Raw genomic sequence first — 17,084 nt, forward strand, 5'->3', positions numbered from 1 at the left:
TGTAAACTCAGTCCTTCTGGGTCATTTTGTCGTGCCTTAGTCTAAACTCCAGTTACGCAAACATACCCACGTATCTTAACCCTATTCTATAATTCCATATCAGTATAATCTCACTGGTTCACTACCCATAAGCAATGATAGTTTTGCAGCATAAACCATTTTAGGCAAATAAAAAAATGGCTGTGGGTATAGAAGAACAGGGTAGCAAGTTTATCACCACCGAAGCAATCAAGAATCAAGACGGAGAGCAGAAAGTTTGGGATGCTGTTCGGAGTGCGTTTGCAGATAAAAACTGTATTGGATATTGGCGTTATCCTATTTTTTCTAAAGCTGGAGAAATTAGGAAAGAGCCGGATATCTTAATAGTTGATAGAGAATTGGGTGTAGTTATAATTGAAGTCAAATCCATAAATATCGACAAAATTGCAGCTATCAATGGTCAACAGTGGCAATTACAAAATAGTGATACAACAGAAATAAATCCCTATCAACAAGCAGAACATCAACTCCGAGCATTAATATCATATAGTGACAGAGAATCGGCACTTTGGCGGAAAGTTAATGGTAGAGCTATAGTTGCATTACCGCAAATTACCGCAGAACAATGGCAGCAAAAAGGTTTTGATAAATTACCAGATTGTCCACCAATTATATTTCAAGACCAATTAGGAAAAGTTGGTTTATTAGAACGAATTCAGCAAGCTAATATTGTCATTCCTGGTGCAGATTTAGAAGATAAAGACTGGGAATTATTACTATCTGTGATTGGCGGTACACCTGTGCTTCGTAAACCACCACGTAATCAGGTTAATACTACAGGTAAAACTCGTTCTAGCGTCATCGAAGGGCTACGAGAACGATTATATGAAATTGATTTACAACAAGAACATATTGGTAAAGAAATTCCTCCAGGTCCCCAACGTATTCGCGGTATTGCTGGTTCTGGTAAAACTGTGTTGTTGTGTCAAAAAGCTGCACATATGCACCTCAAACATCCAGACTGGGATATTGCTTTAGTATTTTTTACTCGTTCTCTGTATGATTTAATGATTGGGTTACTCGACCAATGGATACGCCGTTTTAGTTGTGGTGAAATGCAATATGATCCCAAAACTAACTTGAAATTACAAGTATTTCATGCTTGGGGAGCGAAGGAACAACCAGGTTTATATAGAACCATTTGCGAACATCATGGTAAAAGACCTGGAACTGTCCAGAATACTAAGGAAAAACAACCAAATCGAGGTTTAATAGATTTAAGCAAACGCTTATTAGAAGAAATTAGCATTGAGCCGATGTTTGATGCCATCTTAATAGATGAAGGTCAAGATTTAGTCGCAGAAGATGATTTAAAATACGAAGATAAGCAAGCTATTTATTGGTTAGCTTATCAATCTTTACGACCTGTAAGTGAAGATAAGCCAGAAGAAAGACGTTTAATTTGGGCTTACGATGAAGCTCAAAGTTTGGATAGTTTAGTAGTTCCCAAAGCTAAAGAAGTATTTGGTGAGAAATTAAGTAATCTCTTGAATAAACAACCCCAATATCCAGGGGGAATTAAACGCTCGGAAGTAATGCGTCGTTGTTACCGGACTCCAGGACTAATTCTCACATCTGCTCACGCAATTGGTATGGGTTTATTACGTCCAGAAGGGATGCTAACTGGTATTACTAATAAAGATGATTGGAATAGAATTGGTTATGAAGTGAAGGGAGATTTTCGGCGAGTTGGTAAACCTATAACTGTTAATCGACAACCACAATTTTCACCAAATCCTATTCCTGAACTTTGGGGAGAACCTGTATTAGAATTTGCAACCTACTCTTCTCGTGAAGCGGAAATGACGGCTTTAGCTGAGAACATTATGCACAATATCGTTCATGATGGACTCAACCCCAGTCGTGATATTTTAGTGTTAGTTTTAGGTTCGACTTATGAAGCAATGGAATTAGAAACTTATGTAGCGAGTTTCTTAATGGAATACGACATTGATGTTTATATTCCCACAGCTTTAAAGTTAAATGATTTAGTTCCCCAATATCCTCATAATGATCCTGATAAATTTTGGCATGAAGGTGGTGTAACTGTATCTCGCATCACTCGCGCAAAAGGACATGAAGCCGATATGGTATATGTGGTGGGTTTTGATAATGTGGCGCGGAATGAAGATGATGTAAATTTCCGTAACCAGTTGTTTGTCGCTTTAACTAGAGCTAGAGGTTGGGCAAATTTAAGCGGTGTTGGTAATTATCCTATGTATGAGGAAATGCGGAAAGTAATTGCTAGTGGGGAGAGTTTTACTTTTACTTATAAGCGTCCACCTAAGCGAGATATTGGTGATCATGATTAAGTTCACAATTTGATGCGCGAGGGGGTGGGTGTAAAAAATCTGGTTTCTCAAAAAATCTCTGAAATCATGTCTACGTCAGGCTTTGCTTGATTTTTTTCTACGATACCCCCGCGCACCTTATACAGTAAGGATTTCAGCTATTTTTTCTCTTGACACGATTCCTGTAATGGACTAATATGACCTCATTCGCGCAACTGAACCTTGAAAACTACATATATACATATATAAAGGCTTTCAGGCTGCCGCTATTGCAATTTCACCTAACCCCTATTAGGGATTGAAACACCAGTTCTACTAATGGCGCTGCGCGCAATAAATAATTGCAATTTCACCTAACCCCTATTAGGGATTGAAACTGGATGGTTTACATTCACAATTTCAATTAATCCAAAATAAATTGCAATTTCACCTAACCCCTATTAGGGATTGAAACCATAATCTTTGTAAGCGTTCAGGGGGTAAAAAGAAGACGAAGAACAACCCCCAAAATTCTAAGTGATTGACGCACTTCTGTTCCATGTCACTTAATTTATCAGATTTTGGGGGTAAATTTTAGCTATCTCTCTTCTACCCCCTGAACGGTTACGAAAAAAATTTAGTATACGAATTTGTCTCAGAACTTGGATTAGAATTAGTTTCGTATAAATATCTCACATCAACTGCTTCAAGAATATCTTTATCTGCTGATGAATTTGCTAAATTTGCTAGAGATAAACTACCTAAACAAATTTACATGAGTCCTATGATCAAAAAGTATTTTAGACAGAAATATGAGTCAACCTATACTTTAGATGATTATGTAATAATAGCGAAAAAATCATAGAAATGATTGACAACCCAGAAACAAAATCAGGTTGGCATGGAAAACTTAACTTAGTCTATGCTAAACGCCAAGATTCCACCCAGTTAATTTACAACCATCATCAAGCGCCATTTAAAGTACAACGCCCGTTTTACCCAGAAGGGCAAGATGTTTGCCATAGCGTCATTTTACACACGGCTGGCGGCGTTGTGGGGGGCGATCGCTTAACCTCCGCAATTCACCTCCAATCCCACACAAATGCGGTAATCACCACAGCCGCTGCTGGTAAGATATATCGCAGTAATGGCTTACCCGCAAAACAAACTGTAAATATCCAAATTGAAGCTAATGCTTGTTTAGAATATTTACCTCAAGAGACGATTTTATTTAACGGTGCTGTTTATCGCCAAGATTTGAAAGTAAATTTAGATACCAATTCTAGCTTTATCGGCTGGGAGATTACACGGTTGGGAAGGAGTGCGAGGAGAGAAAAGTTTTTAGAAGGGGAGATGCGATCGCACACCGAAATCTGGCAAAATGGGATTCCGCAATGGATTGATAGGCAAATCTTACCCGGTAGCGAAGCAGTATTTCACAGTCCCCACGGTTTAGCAGGATGTCCTGTAGTTGGTAGTCTGGTTTGGGTAGGAAGTCCAGTTTCCACAGAAATTATTGAAAAAGCACGTTTTTTAGCTATTCAAAATAATTTAATTGGTGTCAGTCGTCTGCAAAATGGATTTTTGTGTCGATATCGTGGTAATTCTACATCTGAAGTCAGAAATTGGTTTACAAATGTTTGGCAACTGTTACGAGTATCTTTGCTGAATCGTGGTAATTGTATACCCAGAGTCTGGCAGATTTAAAATAACCGCAGAGGAGGAAAAATGCAACTAACACCGCAGGAAAAGGATAAATTATTAATTTTCACCGCTGCTTTAGTCGCAGAAAGAAGAAAAAATAGAGGTTTGAAATTAAATTATCCCGAAGCAGTTGCTTTTATTTCTGCTGCAATTTTGGAAGGTGCAAGAGATGGACAAACGGTGGCAGAATTAATGAGTTATGGAACAACACTATTAACTCGTGATGATGTTATGGAAGGTATTCCAGAAATGATTCATGATGTCCAAGTGGAAGCAACTTTTCCTGATGGCACAAAGTTGGTAACTGTGCATAATCCGATTAGATAATGCTCACGCAAAGGCGCAAAGACGCAAAGGAAGAAAATATGATTCCAGGTGAAATCATTACAGCAACAGGTGAAATTGAATTAAATGCAGGTCGTCCAACCACCAAATTAATAGTAGCAAATACAGGAGATAGACCAATTCAAATTGGTTCACATTTCCATTTTTACGAAGTCAACATAGCCTTACACTTCGACAGAGAAAAAGCACGAGGAATGAGATTAGATATCCCCGCCGGCACAGCCGTGAGATTTGAACCAGGAGACGAAAAAGAAATTACCCTCATCCCCCTCGTCGGTACACGCCAAATCTACGGATTCAACAACAAAATCAACGGAAACCTCTAAAAAACCTCAGCGTCCCTCAGCGCTAACCTCCGCGTCCCTCTGCGTTTAAAAAAAGGATAAAATATGCCCTATAAAATGAACCGCCAAGCCTACGCCGAAACCTTTGGCCCTACAGTAGGAGACAAAATCAGATTAGCTGACACAGAATTATTTATAGAAGTAGAACAAGACTTCACCACATACGGCGACGAAGTGAAATTTGGAGGGGGAAAAGTCATCAGAGACGGGATGGGACAATCCCCAATTTCTAACGCTGATGGTGCAGTAGACTTAGTTATTACTAACGCTTTAATTCTCGATTGGTGGGGAATTGTCAAAGCCGATATTGGCATTAAAGACGGCAAAATTCACAAAATTGGTAAAGCCGGAAATCCCTATATTCAAGACAACATAGATATTATTATTGGCCCTGGAACTGAAGCTTTAGCAGGGGAAGGAATGATTCTCACGGCGGGGGGAATTGATTCTCACATTCATTTTATTTGTCCCCAACAGATTGAAGTAGCGATCGCATCTGGAATCACTACTATGATAGGAGGTGGAACAGGCCCCGCCACAGGCACAAACGCCACTACCTGCACTCCCGGCCCCTGGAATATGTACCGAATGCTGCAAGCGGCCGATGCTTTCCCTGTCAATATCGGCTTTTTAGGCAAAGGTAACACCAGTCAACCCCAAGGACTCATAGAACAAGTTCAAGCCGGTGCAATGGGGTTAAAACTCCACGAAGACTGGGGAACAACTCCCGCAACAATTGATACCTGTCTCACCGTCGCTGATGAGTATGACGTGCAAGTTGCAATTCATACTGACACTCTCAACGAAGCCGGATTTGTCGAAGATACCATTGCGGCTTTTAAACATCGTGCCATTCACACCTACCACACCGAAGGCGCAGGAGGAGGACACGCACCCGATATCATCAAAGTCTGTGGACAAAGCAATGTTTTACCGTCTTCCACCAACCCCACCCGTCCTTACACCCTCAACACCCTAGACGAACACCTAGATATGTTGATGGTATGTCATCACTTAGATCCGGCAATTCCCGAAGATGTCGCTTTTGCGGAGTCCCGCATTCGTCGAGAAACCATCGCTGCTGAGGATATCCTGCATGATTTAGGCGCATTTAGTATGATTGCTTCCGATTCCCAAGCAATGGGACGTGTTGGTGAGGTAATAATTCGGACTTGGCAGACATCACACAAAATGAAAGTACAACGCGGAAGCCTTGCTGGAGATAGCAATGCAGACAATCTGCGGGCTAAAAGATATGTTGCTAAATACACAATAAATCCAGCGATTACACATGGTATTTCCCAATATGTGGGGTCAGTGGAAGCGGGGAAATTAGCAGATTTATGTTTATGGAAACCGGCGTTTTTTGGAGTCAAACCAGAAATCGTCATTAAAGGGGGAATGATTGCTTGGGCGCAAATGGGTGATGCAAATGCTAGTATTCCTACACCGCAGCCAGTGCATTCCCGTCCCATGTTTGGCAGTTTTGCTGGTGCTAGAAATACCACATCATTAACATTTGTTTCTCAAGCAAGTTTAGAAAGAGATATTCCTCAACAATTAGGGTTGCAAAAAACAGCAGTTGCAGTTTCGGGAACTCGGCAAATTAGTAAGCGGGATATGAAGTTAAATGATGCCTTACCTCATATTGAAGTAGATCCAGAAACCTACGAAGTTCGCGCAGATGGGGAATTATTAACTTGCGAACCTGCAACTATTTTGCCAATGGCACAAAGATATTTTCTATTTTAGTTTATGACTGAACAATCTACCGATTACGATAGTCCTTGGAAAGAAATTATAGAACTTTATTTTGACAAGTTTTTAGAGTTTTTCTTTCCCTTAGCTTATGCAAAAATAGACTGGAATCGTCCTTATCAATTTTAGTAAGGGCGAAGCATTCGGGTGATAAGCTATCCCTTTACCATGAACTTTAAATGTTGTTATTAATGCAGTAAAAAATTAATAATTCATCTGCATTAATAACACTGCATAAAAAATTGATTCTTTCTACAAATGAATTTACACATCTCTTAAATGAGATTCCTGTTGAAAGTTAAATGGAGAAAATGTCCTAACTGATTTTCCTAATTAGCTTCTAATTAAGCACAACATCATTGTTTCTTTTTTCTATTTCACTCATTGGTAATAGTAAATTATCCTCAATGTATTGTCTAACTTCGCGGCTGACATAACAATCGCTATTTAGGCAATCAATTAGCAGTAAATTGGCATCGTAATACTGAAGCAATAGTTCATCCTGTTCATCACTGAACTGCCAGTCACGAAAAATATTATGATATTTAGATACCTGATTCCTTATTTCTGTCCACCATCTATTGCTATTTTCTAGCCATATTTCTTGAAATTTTGCTTCTTCTTGCTTGGGATTAGGTAATTCACTTTTAACTTTTTCTAATACTTCTTTTAACTCCGAAATATGTTCATAAATCAGCATATCATCAATATCTCTAAACATAGCATTATTAGGTGAGGATATATTACAATAACGGTAAGAATCAAGAAAAAAATAATAATAGTTATCAAGTCCACATTCCGTTTTATCAATCATCCAGTGGTTAACTTGAGTGTTAACATTAAAATAATCAGTTAATTCAAAGTGTTGATCACCAGTAACAAGCTGAAAATTATGAATGTACTCTAAATGTAAATAAAATAGTCTTGTTTGTACCAATCTTCCGTAACATTTTACAGAATGAGATTTTTGTAAAAGCCAAATAAAGAAAGTTAACACTTTTTCATCTTTAGCAACTAACTCATCAATTTTTTGCTTCATCAACAGCAGCAAATCATCAGCTTTACGCATCATGCCTACAGTGAGTAAAAATACTTCCCGCCAGCGTGTTTCTGTGATATGTTCAACTAAACTATCCCAAGCCGAATTAGCAACAATTTCTTTAGCAGTAAAATACTCATGAAATGTCAAATGTGAAAAAGAATAAATTCCCCTTGCGCGTTCTACTAATAGTCCATGTTGTGATTCAATAGATTTTAAAACAGCTTCACTATCAAGTTCTAATTCCTGCGCTTCAGTACGAGTATCGGGTAAATTGTATATAAAGTCAGCAATATATCTCTCAACCGTTTTTTGTTTAAAGAAATAATCTCCTTGCTCAAAAGTAGTCAGTGCAATTTGACTCAATAAATCTTCTTTACGGTGTAATGACAGATTTTTATAAACTTGATCACGTTCAATATTCCGTTTAGCATCCCATCTTTTTAGTAGTATATCTAAACCTTCTTCATATAGTTCAGAACGATTTGCTGGAAAATCATTATTTTCACCAAAAACCAAACATAGCAATGTTAATAATAATGGATTTCTAGCTAGTTCATAAATCGGTCTATTTTCTTCTAATCTTTCAATAAAACGCTCTGCTTTTACTGGGTCAGTTAACCTAAACCAATTTTGGGCAAATGTTGCTATTTGCTTTTGGTCAAAATCGTCAATTTCTACTTCGCTAAATCGTTCAAAGGTGTATTCTTTAGAAGCTATACGACAAGTAATGAGAAATTGATTGGTGTAAAACTGGTCAGAAATTTCGAGAATTTGATTTAAAATCCGCTTTGTATCTTCTTCTCGGACTTCATTTAAACCATCTAGCAAAATTAATGTTCTACCTTGTCTCAATAGTTTGTCTATTTTATTTTCAGCATCTTTAACATTACAGTCTGATAATTGTTGAGCAAAATATTCTAGCAAATCTGGCTGTTTGGGCTTTTCTGCCAATTCCTTGAGTGTGATAAAAAAGGGAACTTTATTTGTTAAAAATTCACCCTTAATGCAGTGCATAGCCAGATATTTTAAAAATGTACTTTTACCTGCTCCCGGTTTACCCAAAACCATCAATTTACTGTGCCGTTGCACAGCTTCTAGTCCCGATACTCGCTTCTCAGTTATTCGGCTAAGTCCAAAACGGTCAAATTCTTCAGGTTTACAGTTTTGTAAAAGTTCAGCAATTTCTATTCGTCTACTTCGGTTGAGTTTCTCCAAAATATTGACATTTGTATAAATACCCCTCTCACCGGTTAACTCTATCGGTTGCGCCATATCTAAAACGCGCATAGTTCCACATTTTTCTTTGATATGAGGTTTTACCAATGCGCGAATTTCTTGAACTAAATCATCAATTTTATTATCTGCAATATCAGCATTTGCATTTATAGGGAATTTTAGTTGTGAAAACCGCTTTTCTAAATATTCTCGCAAGCGGTTTTCTTTAACAGGTCCATTACCTGTAATCTTAAATTTTTTATAAATACCTGTTAAGCAAGAGTTGAGATTACTGTCAGAGATATTTAGCGTCTGTGTTACTTGTACTCGACTTTTCCCACTTCCAAAGATTTTTATAAAAACTTCCTTCTCTCTGTTTGATAATTCGCTGTATTGTTCGAGTTGCTTGAGGAAATTTTCAGGTAAGGACATAGAAGCACTGAAAAACGCTGTAAATTCCAGTTTAGCTTGCATTTTCAGTAATTTACGTATAATCAAGGTAAGTCAGTGTAAGTCAAGACAAGTCAAGAGTAAGTCAAATAAATAACTCCAAAAGAAAATTGCGACATTGAACTCAGTCAAACAAATGAGACACTCGCAATGCTAGAAACTCTAATCCCCCAACTACTCAACAAATCTCTTGAAGTTATCCTGACGCTACTGCTGGAAAAATTGTGGAAATGGGTGCTGAATGATGAAAATAGCCAAAATCTCAATAACTACCTGAAAACGCAGATACTTGTGCTTTATATCGATTGGGTTTTACTGAAAACGCCTCTCAACCCTGTTACCAAAGACACAGCAAATAAACAACCCAACAACAAATGAGTCGTATCAAAAATCTATGTGTAAGATACTGATGGGACACTATACTCTTACAAAAGCTCTATTCTTGAAGCGTACCGCTCATGGATTGTTCAGATTCAGCTAATCTAAGAAAAGTTGACTTTTTCTCTCTATCTCTCAAAGTTTATGAATTCAAAATCTCCTCACACCGGCAAAATACTAGTTGTAGACGACTCTCCTGATAACATCTTTCTTGTCAAAACTATCTTAGAGGCTGAAGGTTACACAGTTAGCACCGCTGAAAGTGGCGCTTCAGCACTCATGCAACTGCAAGCATCTCCATGTGACTTGGTATTACTAGATTTGATGATGCCAGAAATGGATGGCTATGAAGTCACCAGACACATTCGGAGCGAGATAAACTTACAGCAATATATCCCCATACTATTAATTACAGCCCATGATTCTCCCAGCGTTGCCCAAGGCTTAGATTTGGGTGCTGATGACTTTATCCGCAAACCTGTCAGTGTGGATGAATTGCTGGCCAGAGTGCGATCGCTCCTCCGACTTAAACATAGTATAGATGAACGTGATGAAATTGCCCGTCAGCGGCAAGATTTTGTTTCCCGTCTCACCCATGACTTACGCACTCCTTTAGTAGCCGCAGATCGGATGTTGATGCTATTACAACAAGGTGCTTTGGGACAATTATCACCCCAAATACAGGAAGTAGTTGTCATCATGACGCGGAGTAACATCAACCTGCTAACTATGGTTAATACCTTATTAGAAGTTTACCGCTTTGAAGCAGGTCGCAAAACCCTAATTTTTCAACCTGTAAATATCAACGAGTTACTCAAAGATGTATCGGGAGAATTAACACCTCTCGCTGAAGAAAAAGCATTGGCTATAAATCTGGACTTCTCTGATGATTCAACTCCAAAAATAGTCATGGGTGATAGATTAGAACTACATCGTCTATTCACAAACTTGATAGGTAACGCCATCAAATTTACAGATTCTGGTTCAATTACAATCCGTCTTAATAATCAACATCAGCCAGAACAAAATATTATTGAAGTCGCAGATACAGGATCTGGTATCCCCTCTGAAGAACAACCTACCTTATTTGAAAGATTTCGCCAAGGTAATCACAATCGGTCTGGTAGCGGCTTAGGACTTTACCTAGCGCGTCGGATTGTCGAAGCACATGAAGGGACTATTAATGTCACCTCAGAATTAGGTCAAGGTAGCGTTTTTACGATCTGTTTACCAGCTAAAATCATTCGTGATTCGTAATTTTAGACTCTGCGATTTTTAGAAGTTATTGACTTCAAGCCCCAGAATTAGTTAAATTATGAATTTCAGCTAAATGCTAAATGCTAATTTATAATATAAATTTCTGAATTTTTACATAAACGAAATGATTACTGAATTATCAATTAATGAAAATATTCGCCAACAGCGTATTTACTTTTCTACAGGTAAATCAAAAGAAATTAATTTCCGACTGCAACAATTAAAAATTCTCAAACAATTAATTATTGATAATGAACTCGTAATTATTCAAGCATTACAAGCAGATTTACAAAAACCAGAACTTGAAGCTGTTACTTCTGAAATTATTTTAGCTTTAAAAGAAATTGAATTAGCAATTAAAAATCTCAGAAATTGGACTAAACCCAAAAAAGCAGCAATTCCTTGGCAATTATTACCCGCTTCAGCCCAAATTAAACCAGAACCTCTGGGAGTAGTTTTAATTATTGGTGCTTGGAACTATCCCTTTCAATTAGTAATTGTCCCTTTAATCGGTGCAATAGCTGCCGGAAATTGTGCAGTTCTCAAACCTTCAGAAATTTCTATCCATACGTCCCATCTCTTAGCTGAAATTATTCCTAAATATTTTGATTCAGCTTATATTTCTGTAATTGCAGGAGGTATAGAAACAAGCCAAAAACTATTAACAGAAAAGTTTGATCATATATTTTTCACAGGTAGCACTCATGTAGGTAAAATTGTCATGGCTGCTGCGGCTCAACATCTTACACCTGTAACTCTAGAATTGGGTGGAAAAAATCCCTGTATCGTAGATGCTGATATTCATTTTGAACATACCGCTAGACGCATTATTTGGGGTAAATTTATTAATGCTGGACAAACTTGCATTGCTCCTGATTATCTCTTAGTTAATAAAAAAATCAAAGATAAATTATTAATTAATCTCGAAAAATGTCTAAAAGAATTTTATGGTGATAATCCAGAAAAAAGTCAAGATTATGCCAGAATTATCAATCAAAAACATTTTGATAGATTGGTTAATTTCTTCAAAAATGGTGAGATTATCGTTGGGGGAGAAACGAAACCAAATGACTTGTATATCGCACCAACATTAATACAAAATGTCTCATTTACAGATTCTATTATGCAGGAAGAAATTTTTGGACCTATCCTGCCAATAATTGAATATACAGATATTGAAGAAGCTATCAATTGGGTTAATTCTCAACCAAAACCCTTAGCTTTATATTTATTTTCTCAAAATAAATTTCTGCAACAGCAAGTTTTACAAGCAACTTCTTCCGGTTCAGTTTGCCTCAATGAAACAGTGATTCATTTTACTGTTCCATCTTTACCATTTGGTGGTGTAGGTAATAGTGGTATTGGTAGCTATCATGGTAAATCTAGTTTCGATACTTTTTCCCATTACAAAAGCATCTTGCAAAATCCTTTTTGGGTAGATATAAAATTAAGATATGCTCCCTACAAAGGCAAATTGTCGATATTAAGGCAACTTTTTAAGTTTTAATCCAATATCTAAAATCCCAAATTAGAATAACGCTCATTTGCCCAAGGTTCACCCCGACGGTGATAACCATTACGTTCCCAAAAACCCAATTCTTCCTCTTCTAAAAATTCTAAACCATTAATCCATTTGGCACTTTTCCAAGCGTAAAGATGGGGAACAACTAGCCGCATGGGACCACCATGTTCTGGAGGTAATGGTTCACCAAATAGTTTAACGGCAAAAAAGTTTTCTTCCCGTACAAAGTCTTGCAAATCAATATTTGTTGTATAACCTCCATAGCAGTGTTCCATGACGTGGGCTGCTTTTGGATCTATTGCCAGCAAACTCATAAAATCTGTGACTTTAATTCCATTCCACTTGACATCAAGTTTTGACCAGCTGGTGACACAGTGAAAATCTGCTGTAAATTCATGTTGAGGTAGTGCCAAAAAATCTGACATTTTAAAAGTGACAGGTTTTGCTAAACCCCAAACGCGAAATTCCCATTCCTCAATGTTGACTTGGGGAGTTTCACCATAAGTTAAGACAGGAAAACCTTTAGCTAGATGTTGACCAGGAGGAACACGATCGCTTTCTGCTTGATTTGGTTTGTGAAAAAATTTCATAAATTACCTTCTGGAAACCTCCGCTATAACGCAAAGCGTCTAGCGGTTAGTAGTTGATGCCATCAGGAAAGCAAAGAAAAAGCACTCCCATATATGCTGTTTGTGCTTTTCTTCAACGAGAGCTTTATGACTCTTCTTCTTCTTCTTCAGTAACTGGATAGACGAATCTAGAACGTCCAGACAAAATTGATTTGCCGAGAGAGAGGGCTTTCTGAGCTTCAACAACAGCCTTATGTGTCCAGGTAGCGCGGCGTTTGTCTCGTTTGGATTTGGACGTTTTCTTCTTTGGAACAGCCATGATAGCGGATATCGTGATTCTTGACAACCTTTTTATTCTAGGCCATCAATTGACATTAGGTAATGATAGATAGTTGAATTTTCGGACGTTTCTAATACAAATATGAGCTTTTTATCGTTATGGTTGGGGTTCAGGTGGTGTAGGTGGTGTAGGTTCATTAACTGTGGGAGGGGTCGCTGTGGCTGGAGGTGTAGCTGTGGCTGGAGAGACAGCAGGATTAGGATCGGGAACTTCTTTCTGCGTTTCAAAGAAAAGTAGCGATCGCGCCGTTTTGAAGTAAGTCACCCAACGTTGGGGATCAGGACGCTGTTTCCATTGCAAACGACTGACATCTAAGGCTATAACTGGGGCGATAGATCCATAATTTTGTACAGAAACAATTATGGAAACATCTGTTACTAAGATATCTTGGTCAAAACTGCGTTGAGCCGCTGCCCTAGCCGCTGCTTCTGCTCTTCTGAGAACGGTTTCGTAGTTTTCTTCTGGTAGTCTGTCAATGGCTAAATCAACTCTGACTGTGTAAGCTTGCACAATTTGAGGTGCGATCGCTTCCGTAGCTAACCAAAGAGGAACTGCTAAGAATAGGAAGACTCCAGCTTGAACTATCCGGATTTTCCTGCCAAATTGGCCAATAAATGAAAAGGGAATGAATGATGATGGTTGAGTGTAAATTCTGTTCATAAACTTGTAGCCCTCCTGAATGATGACTGAGCATTTTCAATGAATGCAAGTATTTTCCGAAATTTTAACGTCATAAGAACTACATTATATCTAGGAATTAGTAGAAACCCACCTAGACTTTGAAGAAGGAGTCAGGAATCAGAATTAATTTAGTGGGTATGAATCTCTACCACTCTTAAAGAACACCAAATCATAGATTTGGTTCTGTGATTAAGCCCACTTATACATTTGCTAGTCTCATAGAATTCCTTTTGACTCCTGAACTCCTGACTCCTGTATTCTGTTTGATAAAACATAGGTTAGCTTTGTTTTTCAGCAAGGCCAACCGCAATTTTCAGCAAACAACAACCGACAAAGAGCGGGATGGCAAATTACTGGGCGATCGCTATAGGCATCAATCAATATGAATTATTTCAACCTTTAAGCTGCGCTCAAGCTGATGCTGAGGCATTACATGATTTTTTGACAGAAGCAGGTTTACTACCCGAAAACTGCCTGCTGATGACCAATACTTCGCCACCGATAGGGGAAAAAACTTCCTATCCAACTAAAGATCATATTTTGTCTTTGCTGGAGGAATTAGCAGCAACATCTTGGCAACCAGAAGACCATCTCTGGTTATTTTTCAGCGGTTATGGAGTCAACCATAACGACAAAGATTACTTAATGCCGGTGGCAGGAAACCCAGATATGGTCTCCGAAACTGGCATAGAAGTGCGATCGCTGATGCAAAGTCTTCAAGTTGCCCAACTGAATGTATTACTCATTTTCGATATCAACCGCGCCTTTGGCACACAAGCAGATGCTCCTGTTGGTCAAGAAATTCTCGACATGGCCAAAGAACTACAAATGGCGGTCATGCTTTCTTGTCAACCAGAGCAATTTTCCCACGAAAGTAGCGAATTAGGTCACGGATTCTTTACCGCTGCTTTGTTAGAAGCTTTACGTGCTGGCAAAGGTGGCAACTTAACAGATTTAGAAAGTTATGTCAGTTCCCTCACCCCGGAACTTTGTCAACACCACTGGCGACCTATTCAAAACCCAGCAACTGTTATTCCATCCCATCAGCAAGCCATTTTGCCTATCTTGGAATTAGACAGCGAATCAGAAACACAGGAACTGATTTTTCCTGAAGAAAACTTTGCTGTTGCTCTCACGTCTCCCCCATTAGCAGACAATAAATCTAAAAATTCGACCACAGATAAAGCTTGGTGGGCAGAAAAGAAAACTGTAGAAACTACCCTCAACAAAACTTCTGCCAATTCAGACGAATCAGTTGGCACTTTACCTGTAGACGATAATCAAATTCTGGCTACTTCCCCAGAATTAAATACAGGAGCTAGGTTTATCCCTTCTGCTGCCAAAGACTACGCTACACCTTCAATTCAGGCAAATACCCCCATTTGGCAACAATTTATCTTATGGGGCGGAGGCAGCATGATTCTAGTAGGTTTAATCGCTACTTTTGTTCTCAACAATCAGGCTAGTTTTCGCTTCAAAAAGTTCTCAACAACCGTAAATAATACTACTAGCGACTCCCAATTTTCCCAGACTTTCCCCCCTGTCACCCCGACTGTAGAACCAATAAAACCAGCTAGGCTTCCCATTGTAGACTCCCAAAAGCGTAACCAAGCAATCTTGGAGCTAGGTAAGATGTCTTTGAGCGCCACTAAAGCTAGTGATTTGAGTCAAGCGATCGCATCGACTAAAAAAATTAAACCCGGTGAACCTCTTGATCAACAAGCTCAGGAGAATATTCAGATTTGGAATCAGTTGATTTTAGAGTTAGCCGAGGAACGCGCTCAACAAAAAGAATATAGTGATGCGATCGCTGCTGCTGAGTTAATTACTAAAGACGATTTACTATATCCCCAAGCACAACAAGCGATCGCCAAATGGCGACTAGAAATTAAGCGTTATGTAAGTAACAAAACTCTATTAGATGCCGCTAATGCCTTGATTCAACCCGGACAGGCATCTACCTACAACCGAGCCATCGAAGTTGCCAAACGAATACCATCAGGACAACCAGGTTTTGAAATTGCCCAAGAATCTATCAATCAATGGAGTGAAAAAATTTTAGATTTAGCTAAAAATCGCGCCGCCCAAGGAGAACTCAGCACCGCCATTGAAACCGCTACTTTAGTCCCAGAGATAACACCCGCTTACGAAGACGCTCAAGATGCTATTCAAAAATGGCAAGTAAAAAAAAATTAGTTATTGGTAATGGGTAATGGGTAATGGGTAATTGGTAATTGGTAATTGCTTAACAGTAAAGAGTCCAGAGTTAACAGGAACTGTAATCAACTCTGGACTCTCTACTTTTTACTCGGTACTCAATACTCGGTACTCAATTAGCAGTACTGTGAAATATCTTCGCCGCATTCATCTGCTAGATAGCACATGGCTCGAAATCTTAGACCTACCACTTCTTCATACACAGGATTGAGTTTACACATTGGGGGAATGTGAAACAGGACTCTACCAAACAATTTGACATCGCGTTCAAAAGGACATTGAGCCGGAATAAATTTACACAACCGATGAGCTAGTTGGCGATCGCTAACTTTCAATTCATCTAACCAATTTCGCAAAGGGCGGATAAGTTTCCAATCAGACTGAGAATGAGAAGCCTGTAACTGGGTAACATCAGCCTTATTACTCTCTACTTGATGAACCGATACCCAGCTTGATAAAAAAATCTTTTTCGTGGTGCTTTCAAATACTTTATTCATGGTTACGCCTCTCTTTTTATGAGGGTATTCACCTTATTGATGAATATACAATATGACAATCACGGTAGTCGGGGGAATAGTATTCTGACGGAAGTTTTGTAAAAAGTGTGAGTAGTCACTTAAAGTCAGAACTTATGTATTACTACGTCAAGTTAAACGCAATTTCCGCAGAATGGGTAGTGTAGTAATTTAATCTTGTTGATAACTTGACACAAATTAAATTCTAGTGAAGACCACTAGCGTTACGATAGTTTTAGTGTAACATTCACAAATGTTAATATATCTAATTATTATCTGTATACTTTTTACATATAAATGTCAATTATTATTTGTACTAGGCAGTAATTATCATGCAATTTGCTGCCTATACTGGATTAAAACTAACTTACTTGGGGTTAGCACTAGGCTGTTGACTTTGTGCCTTTTTAAGCTATTTTGGTTCATACAACTTCTGTG

At 38.4% G+C, this 17,084-nt stretch carries 15 protein-coding genes; 10 read left to right on the forward strand and 5 right to left on the reverse strand.

Going from position 1 to position 17,084, the window contains the following annotated elements; all coding sequences use genetic code 11:
* The first annotated feature begins 176 nt into the window (after positions 1-176).
* The 6 genes from VB713_RS12905 (at position 177) to VB713_RS12930 (ending at position 6,589) form a co-directional block, all read left to right on the forward strand.
* A complete protein-coding gene (locus VB713_RS12905) occupies positions 177-2,351 on the forward strand; it encodes a DEAD/DEAH box helicase (protein WP_323311926.1) in 2,175 nt (724 codons plus the stop codon).
* Positions 2,352-3,176: 825 nt separating this feature from the next.
* Entirely contained in the window at positions 3,177-4,016 is an 840-nt protein-coding gene (locus VB713_RS12910; protein ID WP_323311927.1) for an urease accessory protein UreD, read from the forward strand.
* A 21-nt stretch (positions 4,017-4,037) separates the two neighbouring features.
* Positions 4,038-4,340, forward strand: a complete 303-nt coding sequence (gene ureA, locus VB713_RS12915; RefSeq protein ID WP_323311928.1) for an urease subunit gamma — start codon at positions 4,038-4,040, stop codon at positions 4,338-4,340.
* 38 nt (positions 4,341-4,378) lie between these two features.
* Positions 4,379-4,684 (forward strand): urease subunit beta, encoded by a 306-nt coding sequence (locus tag VB713_RS12920; RefSeq protein WP_323311929.1) that lies wholly within the window; start codon positions 4,379-4,381, stop codon positions 4,682-4,684.
* A gap of 63 nt (positions 4,685-4,747) precedes the next feature.
* A complete protein-coding gene (gene ureC, locus VB713_RS12925; RefSeq protein ID WP_323311930.1) occupies positions 4,748-6,454 on the forward strand; it encodes an urease subunit alpha in 1,707 nt (568 codons plus the stop codon).
* A 3-nt stretch (positions 6,455-6,457) separates the two neighbouring features.
* Positions 6,458-6,589, forward strand: coding sequence for a hypothetical protein (locus VB713_RS12930; RefSeq protein WP_323311931.1), 132 nt, complete (start codon positions 6,458-6,460; stop codon positions 6,587-6,589).
* A 211-nt stretch (positions 6,590-6,800) separates the two neighbouring features.
* Here the strand turns inward: VB713_RS12930 and VB713_RS12935 are convergent, their stop codons facing one another.
* Complete coding sequence (locus VB713_RS12935) at positions 6,801-9,191, reverse strand: NACHT domain-containing NTPase (RefSeq protein ID WP_323311932.1); 2,391 nt, start codon at positions 9,189-9,191, stop codon at positions 6,801-6,803.
* 126 nt (positions 9,192-9,317) lie between these two features.
* Here VB713_RS12935 and VB713_RS12940 point away from each other — a divergent pair, with 126 nt between their 5' ends.
* The 3 genes from VB713_RS12940 to VB713_RS12950 all read left to right on the forward strand — a co-directional run bounded on the left by VB713_RS12940 (position 9,318) and on the right by VB713_RS12950 (position 12,309).
* A complete protein-coding gene (locus VB713_RS12940; RefSeq protein WP_323311933.1) occupies positions 9,318-9,545 on the forward strand; it encodes a hypothetical protein in 228 nt (75 codons plus the stop codon).
* A gap of 144 nt (positions 9,546-9,689) precedes the next feature.
* On the forward strand, positions 9,690-10,802 hold the full coding sequence (locus tag VB713_RS12945) for a response regulator (protein WP_323311934.1): 1,113 nt from the start codon (positions 9,690-9,692) through the stop codon (positions 10,800-10,802).
* Between the two features lie 124 nt (positions 10,803-10,926).
* A complete protein-coding gene (locus VB713_RS12950; RefSeq protein WP_323311935.1) occupies positions 10,927-12,309 on the forward strand; it encodes an aldehyde dehydrogenase in 1,383 nt (460 codons plus the stop codon).
* Between the two features lie 8 nt (positions 12,310-12,317).
* On the opposite strand, the gene VB713_RS12955 is transcribed toward VB713_RS12950, so the two are convergent.
* The 3 genes from VB713_RS12955 to VB713_RS12965 all read right to left on the reverse strand — a co-directional run bounded on the left by VB713_RS12955 (position 12,318) and on the right by VB713_RS12965 (position 13,893).
* A complete protein-coding gene (locus VB713_RS12955; RefSeq protein WP_323311936.1) occupies positions 12,318-12,914 on the reverse strand; it encodes a sulfite oxidase-like oxidoreductase in 597 nt (198 codons plus the stop codon).
* Between the two features lie 124 nt (positions 12,915-13,038).
* On the reverse strand, positions 13,039-13,212 hold the full coding sequence (rpmF, locus tag VB713_RS12960) for a 50S ribosomal protein L32 (protein ID WP_323311937.1): 174 nt from the start codon (positions 13,210-13,212) through the stop codon (positions 13,039-13,041).
* Between the two features lie 117 nt (positions 13,213-13,329).
* A complete protein-coding gene (locus VB713_RS12965; RefSeq protein WP_323311938.1) occupies positions 13,330-13,893 on the reverse strand; it encodes a hypothetical protein in 564 nt (187 codons plus the stop codon).
* A 363-nt stretch (positions 13,894-14,256) separates the two neighbouring features.
* Between VB713_RS12965 and VB713_RS12970 the strand changes: the two genes are divergently transcribed.
* Positions 14,257-16,110, forward strand: coding sequence for a caspase family protein (locus VB713_RS12970; protein ID WP_323311939.1), 1,854 nt, complete (start codon positions 14,257-14,259; stop codon positions 16,108-16,110).
* Between the two features lie 137 nt (positions 16,111-16,247).
* Here VB713_RS12970 and VB713_RS12975 read toward each other — a convergent pair whose 3' ends face one another.
* On the reverse strand, positions 16,248-16,628 hold the full coding sequence (locus VB713_RS12975) for a Mo-dependent nitrogenase C-terminal domain-containing protein (protein WP_323311940.1): 381 nt from the start codon (positions 16,626-16,628) through the stop codon (positions 16,248-16,250).
* Positions 16,629-17,084: the final 456 nt, after the last annotated feature.

It is taken from the genome of Anabaena cylindrica UHCC 0172, from assembly GCF_034931625.1.
Taxonomy (GTDB): Bacteria; Cyanobacteriota; Cyanobacteriia; order Cyanobacteriales; family Nostocaceae; genus Anabaena; species Anabaena cylindrica_A.